Here is a 22,455-nt window from a genome sequence, read left to right as displayed (position 1 = left end):
CGTCACGAGACAAGCGCGCGTACGGAGGAGGGCGGCCCCCCCCCCCCCGGGGGGGCCCCCCCCGGGGGGGGGGGCCGGGCCGGGGAGGCCGCCGGTTGGGGGGGCGCGAGGGGGGCCCCCCCCCCGGGGGGGGGGGGCCCGCCCTCCTCCGTACGTGCGCGCCGGGCCTAGTAGACCGGCTTGTGCGGCTCGATCTGGTTCACCCAGCCGAGCACGCCGCCGCCGAGGTGCACGGCGTTCGAGAAGCCCGCGGCCTTGACCACGGCCAGCACCTCGGCCGAGCGCACGCCCGACTTGCAGTGCAGCACGATCTTCTTGTCCTGCGGCAGCTTCTCCAGGGCGTCGCCCATGAGGAACTCGTTCTTCGGGATCAGCACCGCGCCGGGGATGCTGACGATCTCGTACTCGCCGGGCTCGCGGACGTCGATCAGGAAGATGTCCTCCTTCTCGTCCTGCCACTCCTTCAGCTGCTTCGAGGTGATCGTCGAACCGGCGGCGGCGGCCTGCGCCTCCTCCGACACGACGCCGCAGAAGGCCTCGTAGTCGATCAGCTCGGTGACCGTCGGGTTGTCGCCGCAGAGCGCGCAGTTCGGGTCCTTGCGGACCTTCACCTGGCGGTAGTTCATCTCCAGGGCGTCGTAGATCATCAGCCGGCCGACCAGCGGGTCGCCCACGCCGGCCAGCAGCTTGATGGCCTCGGTCACCTGGATCGAGCCGATCGACGCGCACAGCACGCCGAGCACGCCGCCCTCGGCGCAGGAGGGGACCATGCCCGGCGGCGGGGCCTCCGGGTACAGGCAGCGGTAGCAGGGGCCGTGCTCGGCCCAGAAGACGCTGGCCTGGCCGTCGAAGCGGTAGATCGAGCCCCACACGTACGGCTTGCCGAGCAGCACCGCGGCGTCGTTCACCAGGTAGCGGGTGGCGAAGTTGTCGGTGCCGTCCACGATCAGGTCGTAGCCGGAGAAGATCTCCATGACGTTGGAGTTGTCGAGGCGCTCCTCGTGGAGGATCACGTCGACGTAGGGGTTGATCTCCTTGACCGAGTCCCGCGCCGACTCCCCCTTGGAGCGGCCGATGTCGGACTGGCCGTGGATGATCTGGCGCTGCAGGTTCGACTCGTCCACCACGTCGAACTCGACGATGCCGAGCGTGCCCACACCGGCCGCGGCGAGGTACATGAGCGCGGGCGAGCCGAGGCCGCCGGCGCCGACGCAGAGCACCCTGGCGTTCTTCAGCCGCTTCTGCCCGGCCATGCCCACGTCGGGGATGATCAGGTGGCGCGAGTACCTGCGGACCTCGTCAACGGTGAGCTCGTCGGCCGGCTCGACCAGGGGTGGCAGCGACACGGAAACTCCGATGGTCGTCGGTTTCAGGTGGCCGGGGCCAGCCTGTCTGTGGGCATGTTGCTCCGCCACTCGGGTGGCTCTGCTACGCCAACAGTGTCACGCCCCTCCGGTATTCCGAGACAGCCCGTCCGATGGGCGAGACGGGCGGCGTCGGATCGTGGACCCGCCGCCTCGGGCCCCCCGGACGGCGCCCCGGCCCCTCCCAACGGGCCGGACGCGCCCGCCGGGCCGCCGCCCGGACCGCTCAGACCCGGCAGGCCGTCTCCAGCCAGACGTCCCCGAGCGACTCCTCCAGCGGCACCTGCGTCCGCCATCCGAGACGGTCCCTGGCGGTGCGCACGTCCGCCTGCCGCCACGGCACCGGCTCCCCCGGGGCCGGCCGGCCCTCGGCCCGCGGCCCCTCCGGGCGGTGCCCCGGCAGGTACGGCCCCGGCGCGTGCCCGGGCGGGTGGTCCCCGCCCGCCGCGACGGCCTGCGCGGGCAGCAGGACCTGCCGGTTCTCCTCCACGACGGACCCCTCGAAGCCCGCCGCCCGCACCAGCAGCTGCGCCGCGTCCCGGGCCCGGACGGCGTGCCCGCTGCCGATGTTGATCACCCCGGTCGCGGCCGACACCGCCGCCGACTGGATCGCCCGCGCGACGTCCCGCACGTCCACGAAATCCCGGTATCCGGACAGGTCCGGCATCCGCACCTGCGACTCGTCCCGCTCCAGCGCCCGGCGCAGCCCCTCCGCGAGCCGTCCGAACAGCGAGGCGGTCGGCGCCCCCGGGCCCACCACGTCGAACACCCGCAGCACCGTCGCGTCCAGGCCGGAGGCCAGCACCAGCTCCGTCCCGGCCAGCTTGGACACCCCGTACGGGCCGACCGGCCGCGGCTCGGCCTGCTCCGACACCGGCACCCCGCCGGGCACCGGTCCGTACTCGGCCGCCGAGCCGACGTGCACCAGCCGGGCCGGCTCCCGGCTGCGCCGGATCGCCTCGCAGACGGTGGCGACCGCCAGCGTGTTCGCCCGGATCAGGGTGCGCGAGCTGCCGTAGGTGGCGCCCGCGCAGTTGATCACCACCTGGGGGGCGACGGCGTCCAGGAAGCGCGCCAGCGCGCCCGGGCTGCCGGTGGTCAGGTCGAAGCGGATGTCGGCCGAGTCGCGCCGGCCGAGGACCGTCACCTGCAACTCCTGGTCCAGCAGCAGACGGTCGGTGACGCGGCGGCCGATGAAGCCGTCGGCACCCAGCAGCAGCACCCTCATCGGGGGTGTCCTTCCACGAAGCGAGGTCGGGGTCGACCTGGCGGGCTGAAATCGGGCATGTACGGGGGCCGGTTCGACGGCCGGGGTCCAGGGGATCGGGGCGTGCGGGCGGACGGACGAACGGGCGCGGTACAGGTCAGCGGTGCGCCTCGGCGCGGCCGAGCACCGCCCAGGCGTACCCGAGCAGCACCGCCGCGACGACGCCGCCGCCGAGCAGAGCGGCCGACGGGCCGGAGCGGCCGAGCCCGAGCACCGCCAGGGTGGCGGCCGGGCCCGCGAGCGCGCCCAGCGCGGCCGCGGTCCACCGGCCGCAGCGCGCCAGCAGCGCGGGCAGCACCAGCAGCAGGCCCAGCACGCCCTGCGCCGCCCACGGGAGGGCGCCGGAGCGCTCGGCGGCCACGTGCAGCAGCCCGCCCCCGTGGGACGGCCCCGGGCGCGGCGCGACGACGGTCAGCACGGCGAGCGCGGCGAAGGTCAGCACCGCGAGGACGGCGAGGTGCAGGGCCACCGCGACCGGCAGCACCGGCCGCATCCGGGCCCGGAACTCGGCCAGCGTGCCCGCCGCGCCCAGGTGGCCCCGGCCGACCTGCCGGTACCACCGGGCCGCCCGCTCGGCCGACCCGGCCGACGCGGCGGCCGCCAGCGCCAGGGCGATGGTCAGCGGGCGGTCCCCGCCGGGCAGCGCGGGCGGGAGCAGCAGGAGGGCGGCCAGGCCGAGGCCGTAGGCGAGGGCGGCGGGGCGCCAGCGGGTGCCGGTGCCGGGCGGGGCGGCCTCGGGGCCGAGGCCGTCGGGGGCGGCGGGGCCGGCGAACGGCGGCCGGGGCGGGCGGGCCGGCCGGTCCGCGGTGAGGGCGGGGACGAGCACGAGCGGGACGGCGGCGGTCAGCAGCACCGGCCAGCGCGCCCCGAACCAGGCCACCGCCGCGCACGGCGGGGCGGCCAGGGCGACGGCGACGAGCGTGGCCCTGGCGGCGGCGCCGCACTCCCGGCCGGGGGGCTGCGGCGGCACGTACGGGCGGCGCGGCACGCGCGCGTACAGCTCGTCGGCCAGCGCGAACAGGTCGGCGTGCCGGCAGCGGGCCGCCGCCTCGGCGCCGAGGCCCGCCTCCTCCAGCCCGGCGGCGATCTCCAGCGGGTCGACGGCCCGCTCGCACAGCGCCCGGTGCTCGGCCATCACCTCGCGCACCGGATCGCCCGAGGGGCGGCCGGCACCGCCCCCCGCCTCCGCGCCGCCCGCGGACATCAGACCGCCTCCGCGAGGGCGCCGGGGTCCGTCTCCAGGCTCCCGCCGTCCGCCCGGAGGGCCGCCGGACGGGCGGGGGTCCGCAGCCGGCCCCCGCGCTCCCGCGCTCCGTCGCCGCCGTCCTCGGCCGCGTCGTCGGGGGCGCCGCGGCCGACCCCGTCGGCGCCGCCGCGCAGCCAGAACTCGGCGGGCCGGGCGAACGGGCGGGGCGCCTCGCCGGGCGTGCCGCCGCCCCCGCCGCCGGGGAAGGCCGGGAACTGCGAGACGAGCTCCAGGTAAATCTCCCGGAAGGCGCCGATCACCGGTTCGACGGCGAAGCGTTCCTGCGCCCTGAGCCGTCCGGCGAGCCCGAGCCGCGAGCGCCGCTCCTCGTCGCGCAGCAGCGCCAAGCAGGCGCCGGCCAGGGCGCTCGGGTCGCGCGGGGGCACCAGGAGCCCGGTCGGTCCGACCACCTCGCGGGCCACCCCGACGTCGGTCGACACGACCGCCCGGCCGCTCAGCATCGCGTCCGCGAGCAGCCGCGGCCGGCGCTGGGCCAGCGCGGAGAACACCGCCACCGTGCCGCTCTCCCAGGCCGCGGCGAGCGAGTCGGGCCGCCCGGCGAAGTCCACCCCCGCCGCGATCCCGAGCCGGTCGGCCAGCGCCGCGCAGTGCGCGAGGTAGCCGGGCCGCGCCTCCTCGCCGTGGACGACGAGCCGGGCGTCGGGGAGTTCGGCCCGCACCCGGGCGAAGGCGTGCAGCATCAGCTCGGTGTCGCGGCCGGGTTCCAGGGCGCCCGCCCAGGTCAGGGTCGGCGCGGCCGGTTCCGGTCCGGCGGCGGGCCGGGACACCGCGGGCGTGCCCTCGTACACCACCCGGGTGCGCGCCGGGTCAGCCCCGCAGCGGCGCTGCCACTGCTGGTCGTGCGCGCTGCCCGGGGTCAGTATCGCGGCCTGCCGGTACGTCTCCTCGGTGAGCGCCCGGAAGAAGGCCAGCAGCAGGGCCCGGACGGGCCACCGGTAGGGCGCCTCGCGGTAGCCGAGGTACTGCTCGCGCAGGTGCAGCCCGTGCTCGGTGACGACGAACGGGACGCCGTGCAGGTGCCGGGCCACCAGGGCGGGCAGCGCGGCCGGGCCGCCGCCCACGACGTGGCACAGGTCGGCGCCGCCGAGGCCGCCGGGCCCGGTGCCGTACCAGGGCGCGGACAGCGGGCGCAGGCACTGCTCCAGGAGGTCGGCGGCGACCAGGACGTCGCACACCAGCGGCTGCCCGGCCGAGGTGTCCGCGCCGGGCAGCCGCCAGACCCGCTCCAGGGCGCGGCGGGCGTGCGCGGAGGCCAGGAACGCGGACAGGTCGGCGTCCTCCCGGGCGAGCGCGGCCAGCCGGTACAGCCCGGCCCCGAACCCGTCGCGCTCGCCCGGCAGGACCAGGGCGCGCACCAGTTCCTCGTACGCCCGCGCGTACTGGCGTCTGCGGAGTGCGCCGGGGGCCCGCCCGGCCGGCCTGCGCCCCCACAGCGCCAGTTCGTGGACCCCGCGCCAGGCGGGCGAGATCCGGTCCCCGACGCCGAGGGCGTCCGGGCCGGTGAGCAGGTAGAGCTCGAACCCGTGCTCCGGCAGGCCCTCGGCCAGCCGGTCGCACCAGGGTCCGGTGCCACGGCCCGGGTACGGACGGGCACCCTCGGTGAGCAGCGCGACGCGCACGGAAGACCTCCTCTTGCTGCCCCTCCCGGGGGCTGCGGAAGCTGGTGGCCGACCGCCTGCTGCCCGCCGTGTGGCGCGGCGTGTGTGGCTCTCCCCCCACACCTGTTCGGTCCGGCAGCAGAAAGGTAGGACCGGCCCGCGGCCATCCATCGGTCACATGCCTGGTTGCCACCTGAACGAGTGAACCGGCGTGACCTCGCCGCGAACGGGGCCGTTAGCGCCGCCGCTACCGGGCGCGGGCGGCCAGCAGCTCCCGCACCTCGCGCGCCACCTGCCCGGGGTGCTCCATCATCGCCACGTGCCCGGACTCCGGGAGCACCAGCAGCCGGGCGTCCGCGAAGGCCGCGCAGGCCCGCCGGGCCGAGCGGTAGGAGACGAGCTTGTCGCGCAGCCCGTACACGAGCAGCACCGGCACGCGCACCTGCCCGGCCTGGCGCCACAGCGCCTGCTCGCCGCGCTCGGTGTAGGCGGAGACGATCCCGCGCACCGAGCCGACCAGGGCCCGCGCCGCGTGCGGCACCGCGAGCCGGCGCCGGTACTCGGCCACCACCTCGGCCCGGGTGGCCGCGGGCAGCCCGTCCGGGTCGCCGTAGACCAGCCGCAGGATGCCGTCGGCGGCCTCCTCGGGGCCGCGCGCGCCCGCCGGGAGCCGGCCCAGCAGACCGGGCAGACCGGGCACCGCGAGCAGGCCGGTCGGCCAGGCGGTGCGCTGCGGCGGCAGCTCGGGCAGCGCGGGCGAGACCAGGGTGAGGGTGCGGACGAGGTCGGGGCGCAGGGCCGCGAGCCGGACGGCGACGGCACCGCCCAGCGAGTTGCCGAAGAGGTGGACGGGCCCGCGGCCGGCGGCCTCCAGGTAGCCGATGACGGCCCGGACGTGGCCGTTGACGCTCAGGTCGCCGTCCGCGGGCGGCGCGGAGGCGCCGAAGCCGGGCAGGTCCACGGCCTCGCCGTCGATCCGGTCGGCGAGCAGGCCCATGAGGGCCGTCCAGTTGCCGGCCGAGCCGCCGAGCCCGTGCACGAACAGCCCCGGCTCCCGCCCGTCCGTCCCTCTCCCGCCGGGCCCGCCCGCACCGGCCGGCCGGTGCACCGCGAGCACCGCGCCGGGGACCTCGACCGACCGTATCTGCTGCTCAGCGCCGCTCATGGTGGACGATGGTAGTGAGCGCCGGCCGGGCGGCCGCCGCCGGGCGGGCACCCTGCGTGGCCGGGCCGTTCCACCCCCGTCACACCACTGCCGATGCCGAGGTCAGCGCCGTATTGTGGGCTCCTGACAAGGAGGCCGGGGGCTTTTCTCACGTCCGCCGAACGCGGACGCGGTTACCGAAAAGTAGAATCGGTCACCTCGCAGCCCCGTACGAACCCCGAAGTGAGGAGCGCCGTGACGGCCATCCAGGAGGCGCAGGAGCGCCCGCGCGGTGCCCGCCTGCCGCGAAGCGCCCGCCGTGAACAACTGCTCGGTGCCGCCCAGGAGGTGTTCGTCGCGCAGGGCTACCACGCGGCCGCCATGGACGACATCGCCGACCGCGCCGGGGTCAGCAAGCCGGTGCTCTACCAGCACTTCCCCGGGAAGCTGGAGCTCTACCTGGCGCTGCTGGACAAGCACTGCGACGCCCTCGTGGAGTCGACCCGCGAGGCGCTGTCCACCACGATCGACAACAAGCTGCGGGTGGCCGCGACGATGGAGGCGTACTTCAACTACGTCTCCAGCGAGTCGGGCGCCTTCCGGCTGGTCTTCGAGTCGGACCTGACCAACGAGCCGGCCGTGCGCGAGCGGGTCGAGCGGGCCTCGGAGGCCAGCGCGACGCTGGTCAGCCAGGTGATCCAGGAGGACACCGACCTGCCCGAGGCGGAGTCCAAGCTGCTCGCGGCCGGGGTCTGCGGCCTCGCCCAGATCACCGCCCGCTACTGGCTGTCGCAGGGCCTGGAGATCCCGCGCGACGAGGCGGTCCGGCTGGTCGCCAGCCTCGCCTGGCGCGGCCTGAAGGGCTTCCCGATGCACCCGGCCGGCGAGTCGGCCTAGGGCCGGCCCGCGGCCGCGGTGGGCTCCGGTGATCCGCTGACCTTCGCCTCCGCGGTGATCGCGTGCTCTATGGTGAAGCCGTACGGCGCGGTCGTCGCGAACGCTTGTCCCAGGCGCTCCGGTGCCCGCGCGTGGATGGCTGCAACCCCGGAGGGACGGAAGCCGTGGAGGTCAAGATCGGCGTGCAGAACGCGCCGCGCGAGATCGTGATCGAGAGCACGCAGACTGCCGATGAGGTCGAGAGCGCGGTCGCCAAGGCGCTGGAGGGCAGCTCGAAGCTCTTCTCGCTGACCGACGAGCACGGCCGCCGCGTCATCGTCCCGGCCGAGCGCCTGGCGTACGTGGAGATCGGCGAGCAGGCCGTCCGCAAGGTCGGTTTCGGCACTCTCTGAGTCGCCCGCCCGGTGCCCCGTTCCCCCCGAGGGAGCGGGGCACCGTTGCGTGTACGGCCGGTCGGACCGGGGTAGGGCGCAGGTGCGGCCGTTCGAGTGCCGCGCGCCCGTCCCCCGGGGAGGCAGCCTTGCTGGTCGAGTCGATCGTCTTCGCCCTCGTCGGCCTGGTCGTGGGCCTGGCCGCGCTCCTGGCGCTGCCGGCGTACTTCCCGGCGGCCCGCGCCCTGGTGCTCGGCACCGCGGTGGCGGCGGCGCTGGTCGGCGGGGCGGTCGCGGCCTTCGGCCTCGCCGGGCGCTACCCGGCCGGAGCGGCCTTCGCGGCGGCGGTCGCCTCGGTGGTGCTCACCTCGATGCTGGCCCGGCCCGACGTGGCCGCCGGCCGGGCCCCGGCGCACCGGCACCACCCGCACCGCGGGGGCGCCCACCGCGCGCCGCGGCGGCACCGGCCGGCGTAGGGCGCGTCGTCGGGACGGGCCCTAGGAGGCCAGGCCGAGGGCGGCCATCCGCCTGGTGTGCGCCTCGGTGATCCGGTTGAACATCTTGCCGACCTCGACCAGGTCGAAGCCCTGCACCTGCACGCCGCCGACCAGCAGGTTGGACAGCGCGTCACGCTCGGCGACCACCCGCTGGGCCTGGCTGAGCGCCTCGCCCATCAGCCGCCGGCCCCACAGGGCGAGCCGGCCGCCGGCCCGCGGGTCGGCCTCGATCGCCTGGCGCACCTTGTCGACGGCGAACTGGGCGTGGCCGGTGTCGGACATGACGCCGAGGACGAGGTCCCGGGTGTCGTCGTCGAGGCGGACGGCCACCTCGCGGTAGAAGTCCGTCGCGATGGCGTCGCCGACGTAGGCCTTGACCAGGCCCTCCAGCCAGTCCGAGGGCGCCGTCATGCGGTGGAACAGCTCCAGCGGCTCGACGAAGGGGCGCATGGCCTCCTGCGGGTCCGCGCCGATCTCGGCGAGCCGGTCGTGCAGGCGCTGGTAGTGCTGGAACTCGGAGGAGGCCATCCGGGCCAGGGCCGCCTTGTCGGCGAGGTCGGGCGCCAGCTTGGCGTCCTCGGCGAGCCGCTCGAAGGCGCTCAGCTCGCCGTACGCGAGGGCGCCGAGCAGGTCCAGCACCGCCGCGCGGTAGCCCGGGTCGGCCGAGCAGCTCGCCCAGTCGCCGATCGAGCCGGCCTCGTCCTGCGTCTCACCATGGGTCTCCATGACCCGCCACCTTAGTCCCGCCCGCCCGGCTCCCCCACACGGACCGGCCGCCCCCGGGCGTGCCGGGTGACCACCCGGAACGCCCGGTCACGCGCCGGTCGCCGGGGGCAATGTCAGACGCGTCACGTGTTCGAGTCGTCGCCTGACTGTATGGTGGTACGGAGCCCCGTCGTGCTCGCACGGTGTCACCGCCGTCTCGGTGTCCCGCGCAAGCCCGCTCCCCAGCGGCACCGTCCCCTCGGACGTGTCCGCATCGGAGGCACGGGTACTCACGTACGCGGATGCCCGGTCGGAGAGCCGATCGGCTCCGACCATGGCTTGGACTTCAAGCCTTGGCACCGCATCAGTGGCCGAGCGAGGGCCGCCGAGACCGCGCCCACCCGGCGGAGGTCCCGCGCAGGTCCCTCACGGGAATCCTCCCCGACGCCGCCGGCGACGCGCCCCGCCATCGGGCCGCGCGCACCGGCCGGCCGCAGGGACCGGCGCGGTTGTGCGTCCGCGCAGCTGTTTCAGGACCGTCCAGGTCCGTACGCAGCCGCGCGCCCGCCCGCCCGCCGCTCGCTCTCGGCCCCTCCCACACGGAAGAGGCAGCACCCTGTCCACCACCGCTGAACCCATCAAGACGACGTTCCGAGAGCTGGGAATCCTCCCGGAGACCGCCGAGGCCCTGGAGGCCGTCGGCATCGTCCACCCGTTCCCCATCCAGGAGATGACCCTGCCGGTCGCGCTGACCGGCCACGACGTCATCGGCCAGGCCAAGACCGGCACCGGCAAGACCCTCGGCTTCGGCCTCCCGCTGATCGAGCGGGCCGTCGTGCGCGCCGACGTGGACGCCGGCCGCGCCACCGAGGAACAGCTCACCGACTTCCCGCAGGCGCTGATCGTCGTCCCGACCCGCGAGCTGTGCACCCAGGTCACCAACGACCTGCAGACCGCCGGCAAGGTCCGCAACGTGCGCGTCCTCGCCGTCTACGGCGGCCGGGCGTACGAGCCGCAGGTGGAGGCGCTCACCAAGGGCGTCGACATCGTCGTCGGCACCCCGGGGCGCCTGCTCGACCTGGCCGGCCAGAAGAAGCTCAACCTGTCCAGGGTCCGCGCGCTGGTCCTGGACGAGGCCGACGAGATGCTCGACCTGGGCTTCCTGCCCGACGTCGAGAAGATCATCACCATGCTGCCGGCCAAGCGGCAGACCCTGCTGTTCTCGGCCACCATGCCGGGCCAGGTCATCAACCTCGCCCGCCGGTACATGAGCCAGCCGACGCACATCCGGGCCGCCGCGCCGGACGACACCGGCGCGACCGTCGCCAACATCGAGCAGCACATCTTCCGCGCGCACTCGCTGGACAAGGTCGAGATGGTCTCGCGCATCCTGCAGGCCGACGGCCGCGGGCTCGCGATGATCTTCTGCCGCACCAAGCGCACCGCCGCCGACGTGTCCGACCAGCTGACCCAGCGCGGCTTCGCGGCCGGCGCGGTCCACGGCGACCTCGGCCAGGGCGCCCGCGAGCAGGCCCTGCGGGCCTTCCGCAACGGCAAGGTCGACGTGCTGGTGTGCACCGACGTCGCCGCCCGCGGCATCGACGTCGAGGGCGTCACGCACGTCATCAACTACCAGTGCCCCGAGGACGAGAAGACCTACCTGCACCGGATCGGCCGCACCGGCCGGGCCGGCGCCTCCGGCACCGCCGTCACCCTGGTCGACTGGGACGACATCCCGCGCTGGCAGCTGATCAACAAGGCGCTGGACCTGCCGTTCAACGAGCCGGAGGAGACCTACTCCACCTCGCCGCACCTCTACGAGCTGCTGAAGATCGCGCCGGGCACCAAGGGCATCCTGCCCCGCTCGGAGCGCACCCGCGCCGGCCTGGGCGCGGAGGAGGTCGAGGACCTCGGCGAGACCGGCGGGCGCGGGGCGCGCTCCGGCCGGGGTGGCCGCGGCGGGTCCGCCGGCTCGAACGGCTCCGGCGGCTCGAACGGCTCCGGCGGCTCGGGCGGCTCCGGTCGCTCCGGCCGTCCGGGCGGCCCGGCCGTCGAGGCGGCCGAGGAGAAGCCGAAGCGGACCCGCGAGCGCCGGCGCACCCGCCGGGGCTCCGAGGTCGGCGCCGAGGGCGAGGCCGCTGCCGCGGTGACCGCGTCCGCCGCGACGGCCCCGGCCGTCGAGGGCGCCGAGGGCGAGGCCGCGCCGCGCCGTCGCCGCCGCCGCTCGCGCGGTGGTGCGTCGGGCGCCGAGGCTGCCGTGGCCGAGGCCGCGGTGGTCGAGGCCGCCGAGGCCGTCGTCGCCGAGGCCGTGGCGGCCACCGAGGCTCCGGCCGAGGAGAAGCCGGCCGCGCGCACCCGGACCCGGACGCGGAAGCCCAAGGCGGAGGCCGTGGTCGAGGCCGCCGAGGCCGTCGTGGCCGAGGTCGTGGCGGAGGCCGTCGTCACCGAGGCTCCGGCCGAGGAGAAGAAGCCCGCCACCCGGACGCGCACCCGCAAGCCGAAGGCCGAGACCGTGGCCGACGCCGCCGTCACCGAGGCCCCGGCCGAGGAGAAGCCCGCCACGCGCACCCGGACGCGCAAGCCCAAGGCCGAGGCCGTCGCGGCCGAGACCGAGGCTGCGGCCGCCGAGACCGCCGAGGTCCCGGCCCCGCGCCGCCGGACGCGCGCCCGCAAGGCCGCCGAGGCGACCCCGGAGAGCTGACGCACCCACCCCGGAGGGGGTGGGCGGGCCGACAACGGGCCTGCCCACCCCCTCCGGCGTTCCCGGGGCGTGGAGACGGGCCCCAGGACGTGGAGACACGCCCTAGGCTCGGGCTTCGCCCGGGTAGTCGTACGACGCACGCAGGAGAGCAGGCCCATGAGCACGCCGCCGTTCCTCACCCTTCCCCGTTGTGCCCGCGCCGTGCGGGTCGCGACCGAGCGGGGCGGGTTCGCGGCGCTGCGGGCCGAGCCGGCCGGCGAGGTGCGCGGGTCGGCGCTCCTGGTGCCCGGGTTCACCGGCAGCAAGGAGGACTTCATCGCGCTGCTGGAGCCGCTCGCGGCGGCCGGGTACCGGGTGACGGCCGTCGACCAGCGCGGGCAGCACGAGACCGGCGGGCCCGACGATCCGGCCGCGTACGCCGTCGGGGCCCTCGGGGAGGACGTCCGGGCGCTCACCCGTGCCCTCGCCGGGGAGGCCGGCGACGGCCGGCCGCTGCACGTCGTGGGGCACTCCTTCGGCGGGCAGGTGGTGCGGGAGGCGGTGCTCGCGGCGGCGGCCGAGGGGGCCCTGCCGTGGGCCTCGCTGACGCTGATGTCCACCGGCGCGGGCGCCATCGACCCGGCCGAGGCGGCCCGCACCAAGCTGTTGCTGGACGCGCTGCCGGTGCTGAGCCTGGAGGAGATCTGGCAGGTCATGCGGCAGATGGAGGAGGGCGGCGGCGATCGGAAGGAGCGCCCGGCCGCCGACGTCGCCGCGTTCCTGCACCGCCGCTGGCTGGCCAACGTGCCGCGCGCGCTGGCCGTCACCGGCGGCCACCTGGTCGCCGGGCCCGACCGGGTCGACGAGCTGGCCGCCGCCACCGCCGGGCTGCCCGTGCTGGTGCTCTCCGGCGTGCGGGACCACGCCTGGCCGGTGCCGGCGCAGACGCGCATGGCGGAGCGGCTCGGCGCCCGCCGCGTGGTCGTCGAGGACGCCGGCCACTCCCCCAACGCCGAGCGCCCGGCCGCGACGGCGCAGGCGCTGGCCGCGTTCTGGGCCGGTGGCGGGGCCTCGCCCGACGTGGTCTGAACCACTTCTCGAAGTTCGACCGCGTTCAACGGAGGACAAAAGTCGTTAGTTACGGTAATCTTTGATTCTGTCCGGGAATCATCGCCGGCCCTCCGCGGGTTTCAATCCATTGAAACCAGTACTTAACGGACGGGCAACGGCCCGGAAGCACCGCCACGACACCGTGGTCCACGAGGCACCAGCAGCACCGGGCAAGCAGGGGGAGCCCTTGCCGCAGCAGACCGCCACACGTACGAGCCGCGTGATCCGGCCCCATCGCCGGACCGCCCGCAAGACCCTGGAAGGGCTGATACCGACTCAGCCGCAACCGCCCCGCGACGCGGGGCGAGGAAAGGAGACGCCCATGACGAAGCCCATGCGCTTCGAGATCGTCCGGCTGGACGACGCCAACGGCTCCGCGACCGACCGCCTGATCGCCGACGCCGAGACCGTCCGCGAGGTCGTGCAGGCCGCCGCCCGCACCGGCGAGCGCCTGCTCATCCGTCCGTGCCCGACCGTCTGACCCCGCGCGGCGCCTCCGACCGGGAGACCCCGCCCGCCGCCGACGAGCCCGGAGCGTCCGATCCGGACGTGCCGAAACCCGACTGACGCCCCGTCACCGCTATCGCCGATGACGGGGCGTCAGTGCGTCCGGGCCCCGCCCGGCCCCACCGGCCCGACGTTTGCCGCCCCCCGCCGCTGGACATCCCCCAACCTGAGCCGCCCGCACCCGCGCCCACCCGCGCCGGGCCGGGCGTCCCGCCACCGACAGGTGCCGCCGAACCCTCCGTACGGGTGATCGTCCTTGACGCGGCGGTCCGGAGGGAGGAGCGTTGTCGGCTATGAGGGGCGAGCCCAGCTGCCCGAGGTGCGCCGGTCGGGTCCGCGCCCCCGGCCTGTTTTCGGACACCTGGCAGTGCGACCAGCACGGAGCCGTGCACCCGATGCAGCCGGTGCTGCCCCCGAGCGTGGAGGCGCTCGGCGTGGCCGTCGCCCGTTCCCAGGTCCCGGTGTGGCTGCCCTGGCCGCTGCCGGTCGGCTGGCTCTACACCGGCATCGCGCACGTCGGCGACGACGTCTCCGGCGCCCGCGCCACCGCCGTCGCCTGTTCCGGGCCGGCCCCGCTCGGCGGTTTCGGCGAGCTGGTGCTGGTGGCGGAGGAGCTGGGCGTCGGCCTCGGCGCCCGCTACGCCGGGATGCCCGGTCCCGACCCGGGCGAGTCCGTCGCCCTCTACAAGCCCGCCGACGCCAAGCTGATGGCCGCCGGGCGGCCCACCCCGATGTTCCACGTCCCGGACGCCCCGGCCGACCGCGCCGTGTTCGTCGGCGAGGCCCGCGGGCTCTGGCTGTGGGCCGTCGCGTGGCCCGAGCAGTCCGCGCTGGTGATGTACGACGAGCTCGTCCTCACCGACCTGCGCGAGGCGGGCGCCGAACTGGACCTCCTGCCCTGCGGGGCCCTCTCCCCCCGGCTCCTGGGCTGAGCGCCCTATCCTGGGCCGCATCCGCGAGCTCCAGGAGGTCCGACCCGTGCGCATCGACCTGCACGTCCACAGCACCGCGTCCGACGGCACCGACAGCCCGGCCGAGCTGGTCGCGGCGGCGGTGGCCGCGGGCCTCGACGTCGTCGCGCTCACCGACCACGACACCGTCGCGGGGCACGCCGAGGCCGCCGAGGCCGTGCACGCGCTGCCGCCCGGCACCGCGCTGACCCTCGTGCCAGGGGCCGAGCTGTCCTGCGTCGTGGACGGCATCAGCATGCACCTGCTGGCGTACCTGTTCGACCCGGCCGAGCCGGCCTTCGCGGCCGAGCGGGAGCTGGTGCGCACCGACCGGTTCCGGCGCGGGCAGGCGATCGTCGAGCGCTGCCGGGAGCTGGGGGCGGACATCGACTGGGAGCAGGTGAAGCGGATCGCGGGCGAGGGCTCGGTGGGCCGGCCACACATCGCGAGCGCGCTGGTCGAGGCCGGCGTGGTGGCGACCGTCTCGGACGCCTTCACCGCCGAGTGGCTCGCCAACGGCGGCCGGGCGGACGTCCGCAAGCACGAGACCGACCCGGCCGAGGCGGTCCGGCTGGTCCGGGCGGCCGGCGGCGTGCCGGTGTTCGCCCACCCCGGCGCGGTCAAGCGCGGGCGGACCGTCTCCGACGAGGTGATCGCCGGGCTCGCGGCGGCCGGGCTGGCCGGGCTGGAGGTCGACCACACCGACCACGACGAGGAGACCAGGGCCCGGCTGCGCGGCCTCGCCGGCGAGCTCGGGCTGCTGGTCACCGGGTCCAGCGACTACCACGGCGAGCGCAAGACCGTCCGGCTCGGCGAGCACACCACCGACCCCGGGGTGTACGAGGCGCTGCTGGCCCAGGCCACCGGCGCGAAGCCGATCGGGGGCTGAGCCCGCGCGCGGAGCCGCGCGGGCGTGCGGGAGCGCCGGGGCGGGGTGCGCCCGGAGCGCGCGCCCGGGCGTGCCTTCCGGTTCGGATCGCAGGGCCCCGGCCTGAGCCGAGAACCGCACCCCGGGTGGCGCCCCGTCAGTCCAGGCGGACGCCGCGGCGTTCCGGGTCGCGCAGGTCCGTACCGTGCTCCAGCCAGCGCTCCTGGAGGGCGGCGGCGCCGTGGACGCGCTTCCAGCCGGCCTCGTTGGGGGTCATCGGCAGCAGCGGGAGGAAGCGGACCGGGTCGGCCGGCTCGTCCAGGTCGAGGTCCGGCACCAGGCCGCCCGGCTCGGCGACCAGGACCGAGGTGAACGGCGCGCCCGCCCACAGCGGGGAGCCCAGGTCCAGCGAGCCGCCGGGGGCCACCACCAGGCCCTCCACCTGCGGCGTGGCGGCGAAGGTGGCGAGGCTGCGCAGCACGTCGTCGCGTCCGCCGCGGACGGTCAGGACGAGTTCGGCGCGCGGGCCGCGCACCTGGTCGGCGACCATCGCGGTCGGGTCGGCCATCGGGACGGCGGCCATGCCGAGGGTCGTGTAGCGGACGAGGCCGCCGGCGTCCGGGCCGAAGCGCAGCAGCTCGATCCGGTCGGTGCCGAGGAAGGTGACCGCGGCGCGGCCGCTCGGCTCGCCGAAGGTGGCGATCAGCCGGGCCTCGACGGCCGCCAGCACCGCCTCCCGGGAGAGTTCCGGGGAGGAGCCGTGGGGGTCGCCGAAGATCGGGAAGTCGTGCGCCATGCCCGTGAGCGTATCCCGCGCACCGGGCCCGGCGCCGGTCGCCGGCCGGATGTTAGGGTGAGCGACTGGCCACCGGGAACCATGAGTTCGGGCCTTCCGGGGCCGCGGCGCGAAGGAGGTGGTTGCGGTGGATACCGGCCGAGATCGGAGTACCGGCAGCTCTCCCCAGCGCCCTTCCCGCACGTCCCGCCCCGCCCGCTGATCCCGTAGCGGCGACCGGGGGCGGCCCGCGGAGAAACCGGCCGGGAGAGCTCCCCGCCCTTCACCGGTGTTCCTCGCCGTCGCACCCGCGGCCCTCCGCCCGCTCGCGCCGCACGTGCGGCGGCTCCTGTTCCAGGGAGCCTGCCATGTCGATGATCAACAACCTGCGCGCCGCCGTCCGCCCGGGCCGCCGCCGTCCGGCCACCGGCCGCTACGACACCGTGCCGCCGGGTGATGCCGGCTCGGCCGTGGTGGACTGCGCGGTCTACCAGGACGGCCGTCGGCACGGGCAGCGCTGCAGCCCGCGCGAGGCCGCCCGGCGGGTCCGGGCCGCGCGTCAACTGCCGGGTGGAGTGGGCTCGTTCAGCTGGATCGGACTGCACGAGCCGACCGAGGAGGAGTTCGAGGGCATCGCCCAGCGCTTCGGGCTGCACCCGCTCGCGGTCGAGGACGCGGTGCACGCGCACCAGCGGCCCAAGGTCGAGCGCTACGACGACGTGCTGTTCGCGGTGTTCAAGACGATCCGCTACGTCGAGCACGACCAGCTGACGCCGACCAGCGAGGTCGTGGAGACCGGCGAGCTGATGGTCTTCGCCGGGCGGGACTTCGTGATCACCGTCCGGCACGGCGGTCACGGCTCGCTCCAGGACCTGCGCCACCGGCTGGAGGCGGACGCGGACGAGGCCGGGCTGCTCGCCAAGGGCCCGGCCGCGGTGCTGCACGCGATCGCCGACCACGTCGTGGACAACTACCTGCTGGTCGCCGAGCGGCTGCAGAACGACGTGGACGAGATCGAGTTCGACGTCTTCTGCAACCGCGGCGGGCGCGGCACCGACGTCGGCCGGGTCTACCAGCTCAAGCGCGAGGTGCTGGAGTTCAAGCGGGCGGTGGTCCCGCTGCTGCGCCCGATGCAGCAGCTCTCGGAGCCGCAGCAGGGGCTCGTCGACCCGGACGTCCAGAAGTACTTCCGGGACGTCGCCGACCACCTGGCGCGGGTGACCGAGCAGGTGCACGGCTTCGACGAACTGCTCAACTCACTGCTCCAGGCGAACCTCGCGCAGGTGTCCGTCGCGCAGAACGAGGACATGCGCAAGATCACCGCCTGGGCCGCGATCTTCGCCGTGCCCACCATGATCACCGGCGTGTACGGCATGAACTTCGACTACATGCCCGAGCTGCACCACCGGTTCGGCTACCCGCTGGTGCTCGGCACGGTGGCCGTGATCTGCGTGGCGATGTACCGCGGCTTCCGCCGCAACGGCTGGCTGTAGCGCACGCCCCGGCCGGCGGGACGCCGTCAGCGCCGCCCGGCGCGGGCCACCAGCACCAGGCCGAGCAGGATCAGCACCACCGCCGGGTAGGCGGCCGCCGGGGGCCACTGGCCGAGCCAGAGCGCCGCGATCAGCGCCGCGCCCGGGGCCTCCAGCAGGATGGCGGTGGAGGTGACGGACGGGCCGAGCGTGCGCACCACGCGGTTGCTCAGCGAGTGGCCGAGGAACTGCGCGGCGACCATCAGCAGCACGATCTGCCACCACACCCCGGCCGGCCAGCCGGACATCCGCGTCCCGGCGGCCAGGCAGACTCCCAGCAGCACGACCGCCGTGGTGGCGTAGCAGACCAGCGTGTACGCGGTGGTGCTGACGGTCTTGCGGACCTCGGCGCCCAGCAGCATGTACCCGGCCGCGGCCAGGCCCGCGCCGAGCGCGAGGGCGTCGCCGAGGAGCGCGCGCGGGGAGAGCGAGAGGTCGACGCCGGTGAGCACCAGCACGCCGGCGAAGGCGGCGCCCATGCCGAGCCAGACCATCCGTGGCGCCCGGGTGCCGAACAGCCGCATCAGCAGGATCGTCCACAGCGGGGACGTGGTGACCAGGGCGGTCGCCGAGGCCACCGAGGTCATCCGCAGGCTCGGCATCCAGAGTGCGAAGTGCAGCGCGAGCAGGGCGCCGGCCGCGGCCGCGAGCAGCAGCGCCCGCCGGCCGATCCCGCGCAGCTCGGCGCGGTGGCGCAGCAGCGCGTACGGGCCGATCACGCCGACCGACATGACGTTGCGCCAGAACGCGATCGCGAGCGCCGGCGCGGCGGTGGCGCTGATCAGCGGGCCGGAGAGCGAGATGCCGCTGATGGAGACGGCGAGCAGCAGGAGGTCGAGGGTGGGCAGCGGGTGCGAGGGGGACGCACCGGCGGTGGGCGCGGGGGCGGTGGCGGGCCGGGCGGCGGGCACGGCGCTCCTTCGCGGGCGAGGGTGGCTGGCGGGGTGGCTGAGCGGGTCTCACCGTAAGGCCCGTGCCAGAGCGATGGAACTGTCGCCCGACGGGTGAGACGGCCCGTACGAGGCGGAGGCCGTACGCTGTGGGCCATGGACCGTACGCCCGCCACCGCCGACGACTTCCTCGACCAGGCCCTCCTGGAGGAGGCCGCGAAGAAGTCCGGACTGCTCTGGGTCCGCGCCGACGGCCAGGAGCAGTCCCGCCCGGTCTGGCACGCGTGGCACGACGGCGCCGTGGTCGTCGTCGGCGACGGCGGCGAGCAGCCGCTGCACGGCCTGGCCGCCGGCTCCGGCGCCGTGGTCACCGTCCGCAGCAAGGACAAGGGCGGGCGGCTCACCGGCTGGCCGGCCCGGGTCACCGAACTGGCCCCGCACAGCGAGGCCTGGCTGGGCGCGGTCGAGGAGCTCAAGGGCAAGCGGCTGAACGCGCCCGACACCGACACCATCGCCGACCGCTGGGCCCGCGAGTGCCGGGTGCTGCGGCTGGAGCCGGCCGGCGCCCTGGCCGAGCGCCCGGGCGCGATGCCGGACGGCTCGCACGCCGCCGTGCCGCCGGCGACCCCGGCGACCACCCGCCGGCCGATCCCGGCCGGCCTGCCCAAACTGCTGTTCAAGCGCCGCTGAAGGTTCGCCTCCGGTACTCCGTCGCGACGGTGCCTCGTCGGGCCGCTCCCGCACGCCGCGGGTAGCCTTGGCCAACGGGTGCGCCGCGGCGCGCGCCCAGCACGGTTTCGGACCGGTCGAGCGAGTCGAGGGAGTTCATGGCAGGGCCAGGCACCCGGGTCTTCATCTCCCATCTCTCCGCGATCGCGGTCTTCGACCCGAACGGGGACCAGGTCGGCCGGGTCCGCGACGTGGTCGTCACCCTGCGCCTGGGCGGGCGCCCGCCGCGGGTGCTCGGACTCGTGGTCGAGGTGGTCGGACGGCGCCGGATCTTCCTCCCGATGACCAGGATCACCAGCCTGGAGTCCGGCCAGGTGCTCACCACCGGCGTGATCAACCTGCGCCGCTTCGAGCAGCGCCCCGCCGAGACCCTCGTCCTCGCCGAGCTGCTGGACCGCACCGTCACGTGGTCGAAGACCGACGAGCCGGTCACCGTGCTGGACGTCGGCATGGTCCAGAGCCGGCTGCGCGAGTGGGAGATCAGCAAGGTCTTCGTCCAGGTCGGCCGGGCCGGGCGGCTGCGCAAGGGCAAGGGCGAGCGGCTCACCCTGGACTGGCAGGACGTCACCGGCTTCGCCCTGCTCGAACAGGACCAGGGCGCGGCCAACCTGCTCGCCACCTTCGAGCAGCTGCGCCCCGCCGACCTCGCCGGCGTGATGCACCACCTGTCCGCCAAGCGCCGAGCCGAGGTGGCCGCCGCGCTCGACGACGAGCGGCTCGCCGACGTCCTGGAGGAGCTCCCCGAGGACGACCAGGTCGAGATCATCGGCAAGCTCCAGGAGGAGCGCGCCGCCGACGTCCTGGAGGCGATGGACCCGGACGACGCCGCCGACCTGCTCTCCGAGCTGCCGAACGACGAGGCCGAGCGCCTGCTCCAGCTGATGGAGCCGGACGAGGCCGAGCCGGTGCGCCGCCTGCTGTCCTACGAGGAGGACACCGCGGGCGGTCTGATGACCACCGAGCCGGTCGTGCTGGAGCCGGACGCGACGGTCGCCGAGGCCCTCGCCCGGATCCGGGTGCGCGACCACAAGCCCGCGCTCGCCGCGCAGGTCTTCGTCTGCCGCCCGCCCAACGAGACCCCGACCGGCCGCTACCTCGGCACCGTGCACTTCCAGCGGCTGCTGCGCGAGCCCCCGTACGTCCTGGTCGGCTCGTTGGTCGACGACGACCTCGACCCGCTGCCGCCGGACACCCCGCTGCCGCTGATCACCAGCTACCTGGCGACCTACAACCTGGTCGCGGCCCCGGTCGTCGACGACGCGGACCACCTGCTCGGCGCCGTCACCGTCGACGACGTGCTCGACCACCTGCTGCCGGAGGACTGGCGCGACGCCGCGCTGCACGCCCGGGACCACGACCAGCACGAGACGGAAGGGGCGATCGGTGGACGCTGACCGCAAGGGACGGGCGGACGACGACCCCGCACGCCGGCGACTGCGCGGCGAGCTGCGGGAACTGCGCCAGCTGCGCGAGCTGCGCACCCGCGAGGGCAGCAGCCGCGAGCGCCTGGAGACCTCCCCGATCAGCGGCTCCAACCGCGCCCGGTTCGACCAGCCGCGCACCGCCCGGCCGGGCCTGCTCTCCCTGCCCTCGTACGACCCGGAGGCCTTCGGCAAGCTCTCCGAGCGCATCGCCCGCTTCCTCGGCACCGGACGGTTCATCGTCTGGATGACCGTGGTGATCATCATCTGGGTGGCCTGGAACACCCTGCTCCCGGACGACGTGCGCTTCGACTCCTACCCGTTCATCTTCCTGACCCTGGTCCTGTCGCTGCAGGCCTCCTACGCGGCGCCGCTGATCCTGCTCGCGCAGAACCGCCAGGACAACCGGGACCGCGTCAACATGGAGCAGGACCGGGCCCGCAGCGACCGCAACATCGCCGACACCGAGTACCTGACCCGCGAGGTGGCGGCGCTGCGCCAGGGCCTCGGCGAGGTCGCGACCCGGGACTTCATCCGTTCCGAACTCCAGTCCCTGCTGAAGGAGATCGAGGAGCGCCGGGAGACCAGCGAGGCGCTGTGACCGGCGGCACGCTACCGACGGGTTAAGGGGATCGGCGGGCGCCGTACCATCAAGGCATGGCCAACGAGACAGAGGTCGCGGCCGGCGTCACGGAGGACTCCGTGCGCCAGGCGCTGTCGACCGTCAACGACCCGGAGATCAACCGCCCGATCACCGAGATCGGCATGGTGAAATCGGTCGAGATCGCCGAGGGCGGCGCGGTGCGGGTCGCGGTCTACCTGACCGTCTCCGGCTGTCCGATGCGCGAGACCATCGTCACCCGGGTCCGCGAGGCGGTCGGACGGGTCCCCGGCGTGAGCGGCGTCGAGGTCGAGCTCGACGTGATGAGCGACGAGCAGCGCAAGGAGCTCTCCCAGCTGCTGCGCGGCGGCGCCCCCGAGCGGGAGATCCCGTTCGCCAAGCCCGGCACCCTCACCCGCGTCTACGCCGTCGCCTCCGGCAAGGGCGGCGTCGGCAAGTCCTCGGTGACCGTCAACCTGGCCGCCGCGATGGCCGCGGACGGCCTGAAGGTCGCCGTGGTGGACGCCGACATCTACGGCCACAGCGTGCCGCGCATGCTGGGCGTCGAGGGCCGGCCCACCCAGGTCCAGGACATGATCATGCCGCCGCAGGCGAACGGCGTGAAGGTCATCTCGATCGGCATGTTCACCCCGGGCAACGCCCCGGTCGTGTGGCGCGGCCCGATGCTGCACCGCGCCCTCCAGCAGTTCCTCGCCGACGTGTACTGGGGCGACCTGGACGTGCTGCTGCTGGACCTGCCGCCCGGCACCGGCGACATCGCGATCTCGGTGGCGCAGCTGGTCCCGAACGCCGAGATCCTGATCGTCACCACCCCGCAGATGGCCGCCGCCGAGGTGGCCGAGCGGGCCGGCACGATCGCGGTGCAGACGCACCAGAAGATCGTCGGCGTGATCGAGAACATGTCCGGCATGCCGTGCCCGCACTGCGACGAGATGATCGACGTCTTCGGCACCGGTGGCGGCCAGACCGTCGCGGAGGCGCTCACCCGCACCGTCGGCGCGACCGTGCCGGTGCTCGGCTCGATCCCGATCGACGTCCGCCTGCGCGAGGGCGGCGACGACGGCCGCCCGGTCGTGCTCGCCGCGCCCGACTCCCCGGCCGGCGCCGCCCTGCGCGCCGTCGCCGGCAAGCTCGGCGGGCGCCAGCGCGGCCTGTCCGGCATGTCGCTCGGCCTGACGCCCAGGAACAAGTTCTAGCCGTACGTCACGAGGGGCCGGGTGGTGCGCCACCCGGCCCCTCGGCGCGTTCGCGGACGGCGCCG

The 22,455-nt window shown here is 75.4% G+C and carries 21 protein-coding genes; 13 read left to right on the top strand and 8 right to left on the bottom strand.

What is annotated here, in order from left to right:
* Positions 1–167: 167 nt before the first annotated feature.
* From moeZ to ACFV4F_RS16980, 5 genes are all read right to left on the bottom strand, one after another.
* Positions 168–1,346, bottom strand: a complete 1,179-nt coding sequence (gene moeZ / locus ACFV4F_RS17000) for an adenylyltransferase/sulfurtransferase MoeZ (protein WP_380438241.1) — start codon at positions 1,344–1,346, stop codon at positions 168–170.
* Between the two features lie 244 nt (positions 1,347–1,590).
* On the bottom strand, positions 1,591–2,592 hold the full coding sequence (locus tag ACFV4F_RS16995; protein ID WP_380503148.1) for an NAD-dependent epimerase/dehydratase family protein: 1,002 nt from the start codon (positions 2,590–2,592) through the stop codon (positions 1,591–1,593).
* 136 nt (positions 2,593–2,728) lie between these two features.
* The gene (locus ACFV4F_RS16990) at positions 2,729–3,835 is read right to left on the bottom strand and encodes a hypothetical protein (protein ID WP_380503145.1); all 1,107 of its coding nucleotides are present in this window, start codon (positions 3,833–3,835) and stop codon (positions 2,729–2,731) included.
* On the bottom strand, positions 3,835–5,517 hold the full coding sequence (locus ACFV4F_RS16985) for a DUF3492 domain-containing protein (RefSeq protein WP_380503142.1): 1,683 nt from the start codon (positions 5,515–5,517) through the stop codon (positions 3,835–3,837). Before ACFV4F_RS16985 ends, ACFV4F_RS16990 begins: the two co-directional genes overlap by 1 nt.
* 226 nt (positions 5,518–5,743) lie before the next feature.
* Positions 5,744–6,661 (bottom strand): alpha/beta fold hydrolase, encoded by a 918-nt coding sequence (locus tag ACFV4F_RS16980; RefSeq protein ID WP_380503139.1) that lies wholly within the window; start codon positions 6,659–6,661, stop codon positions 5,744–5,746.
* Between the two features lie 234 nt (positions 6,662–6,895).
* On the opposite strand from ACFV4F_RS16980, the gene ACFV4F_RS16975 reads away from it, so the two are divergent.
* The 3 genes from ACFV4F_RS16975 (at position 6,896) to ACFV4F_RS16965 (ending at position 8,384) form a co-directional block, all read left to right on the top strand.
* Complete coding sequence (locus ACFV4F_RS16975; protein ID WP_380438231.1) at positions 6,896–7,537, top strand: TetR/AcrR family transcriptional regulator; 642 nt, start codon at positions 6,896–6,898, stop codon at positions 7,535–7,537.
* Between the two features lie 164 nt (positions 7,538–7,701).
* Positions 7,702–7,929, top strand: a complete 228-nt coding sequence (locus tag ACFV4F_RS16970) for a DUF3107 domain-containing protein (protein WP_359963217.1) — start codon at positions 7,702–7,704, stop codon at positions 7,927–7,929.
* 128 nt (positions 7,930–8,057) lie between these two features.
* Complete coding sequence (locus ACFV4F_RS16965; RefSeq protein WP_380438229.1) at positions 8,058–8,384, top strand: hypothetical protein; 327 nt, start codon at positions 8,058–8,060, stop codon at positions 8,382–8,384.
* A gap of 21 nt (positions 8,385–8,405) precedes the next feature.
* Here ACFV4F_RS16965 and ACFV4F_RS16960 read toward each other — a convergent pair whose 3' ends face one another.
* Positions 8,406–9,131, bottom strand: coding sequence for a ferritin-like fold-containing protein (locus ACFV4F_RS16960; RefSeq protein ID WP_380438227.1), 726 nt, complete (start codon positions 9,129–9,131; stop codon positions 8,406–8,408).
* Between the two features lie 709 nt (positions 9,132–9,840).
* Between ACFV4F_RS16960 and ACFV4F_RS16955 the strand changes: the two genes are divergently transcribed.
* The 5 genes from ACFV4F_RS16955 (at position 9,841) to ACFV4F_RS16935 (ending at position 15,246) form a co-directional block, all read left to right on the top strand.
* Entirely contained in the window at positions 9,841–11,811 is a 1,971-nt protein-coding gene (locus ACFV4F_RS16955; protein ID WP_380503136.1) for a DEAD/DEAH box helicase, read from the top strand.
* A gap of 156 nt (positions 11,812–11,967) precedes the next feature.
* Positions 11,968–12,879, top strand: coding sequence for an alpha/beta fold hydrolase (locus ACFV4F_RS16950; protein WP_380438223.1), 912 nt, complete (start codon positions 11,968–11,970; stop codon positions 12,877–12,879).
* Between the two features lie 343 nt (positions 12,880–13,222).
* A complete protein-coding gene (locus ACFV4F_RS16945; RefSeq protein ID WP_359963543.1) occupies positions 13,223–13,381 on the top strand; it encodes a hypothetical protein in 159 nt (52 codons plus the stop codon).
* A gap of 319 nt (positions 13,382–13,700) precedes the next feature.
* On the top strand, positions 13,701–14,339 hold the full coding sequence (locus tag ACFV4F_RS16940) for a DUF6758 family protein (RefSeq protein ID WP_380438221.1): 639 nt from the start codon (positions 13,701–13,703) through the stop codon (positions 14,337–14,339).
* Between the two features lie 46 nt (positions 14,340–14,385).
* Positions 14,386–15,246: a PHP domain-containing protein gene (locus tag ACFV4F_RS16935; protein WP_380438219.1), complete on the top strand. Its 861-nt coding sequence runs from the start codon at positions 14,386–14,388 to the stop codon at positions 15,244–15,246.
* A gap of 136 nt (positions 15,247–15,382) precedes the next feature.
* Here the strand turns inward: ACFV4F_RS16935 and ACFV4F_RS16930 are convergent, their stop codons facing one another.
* Complete coding sequence (locus ACFV4F_RS16930; protein ID WP_380438216.1) at positions 15,383–16,021, bottom strand: suppressor of fused domain protein; 639 nt, start codon at positions 16,019–16,021, stop codon at positions 15,383–15,385.
* A gap of 347 nt (positions 16,022–16,368) precedes the next feature.
* Here ACFV4F_RS16930 and corA point away from each other — a divergent pair, with 347 nt between their 5' ends.
* On the top strand, positions 16,369–17,493 hold the full coding sequence (gene corA, locus ACFV4F_RS16925) for a magnesium/cobalt transporter CorA (protein ID WP_380503133.1): 1,125 nt from the start codon (positions 16,369–16,371) through the stop codon (positions 17,491–17,493).
* 26 nt (positions 17,494–17,519) lie between these two features.
* Here corA and ACFV4F_RS16920 read toward each other — a convergent pair whose 3' ends face one another.
* The gene (locus ACFV4F_RS16920; RefSeq protein ID WP_380503130.1) at positions 17,520–18,443 is read right to left on the bottom strand and encodes a DMT family transporter; all 924 of its coding nucleotides are present in this window, start codon (positions 18,441–18,443) and stop codon (positions 17,520–17,522) included.
* Between the two features lie 135 nt (positions 18,444–18,578).
* Here ACFV4F_RS16920 and ACFV4F_RS16915 point away from each other — a divergent pair, with 135 nt between their 5' ends.
* The 4 genes from ACFV4F_RS16915 to ACFV4F_RS16900 all read left to right on the top strand — a co-directional run bounded on the left by ACFV4F_RS16915 (position 18,579) and on the right by ACFV4F_RS16900 (position 22,390).
* Positions 18,579–19,112 carry a hypothetical protein gene (locus ACFV4F_RS16915; RefSeq protein ID WP_380499237.1) on the top strand — a complete coding sequence of 178 codons (534 nt, stop codon included), beginning with the start codon at positions 18,579–18,581 and terminating at the stop codon, positions 19,110–19,112.
* Between the two features lie 137 nt (positions 19,113–19,249).
* Positions 19,250–20,545, top strand: coding sequence for a magnesium transporter MgtE N-terminal domain-containing protein (locus ACFV4F_RS16910; RefSeq protein WP_380438208.1), 1,296 nt, complete (start codon positions 19,250–19,252; stop codon positions 20,543–20,545).
* Between the two features lie 40 nt (positions 20,546–20,585).
* Complete coding sequence (locus ACFV4F_RS16905; protein ID WP_380438280.1) at positions 20,586–21,173, top strand: DUF1003 domain-containing protein; 588 nt, start codon at positions 20,586–20,588, stop codon at positions 21,171–21,173.
* A gap of 56 nt (positions 21,174–21,229) precedes the next feature.
* On the top strand, positions 21,230–22,390 hold the full coding sequence (locus ACFV4F_RS16900) for an Mrp/NBP35 family ATP-binding protein (protein ID WP_380438206.1): 1,161 nt from the start codon (positions 21,230–21,232) through the stop codon (positions 22,388–22,390).
* Positions 22,391–22,455 lie beyond the last annotated feature (65 nt).

The sequence above is a fragment of the Kitasatospora sp. NPDC059722 genome, from assembly GCF_042733235.1.
In the GTDB taxonomy this organism is placed as follows: Bacteria; Actinomycetota; Actinomycetes; order Streptomycetales; family Streptomycetaceae; genus Kitasatospora.
The sequence above is the reverse complement of the archived record's forward strand: the minus strand, read 5'-3'. Positions and strand labels throughout refer to the sequence as shown.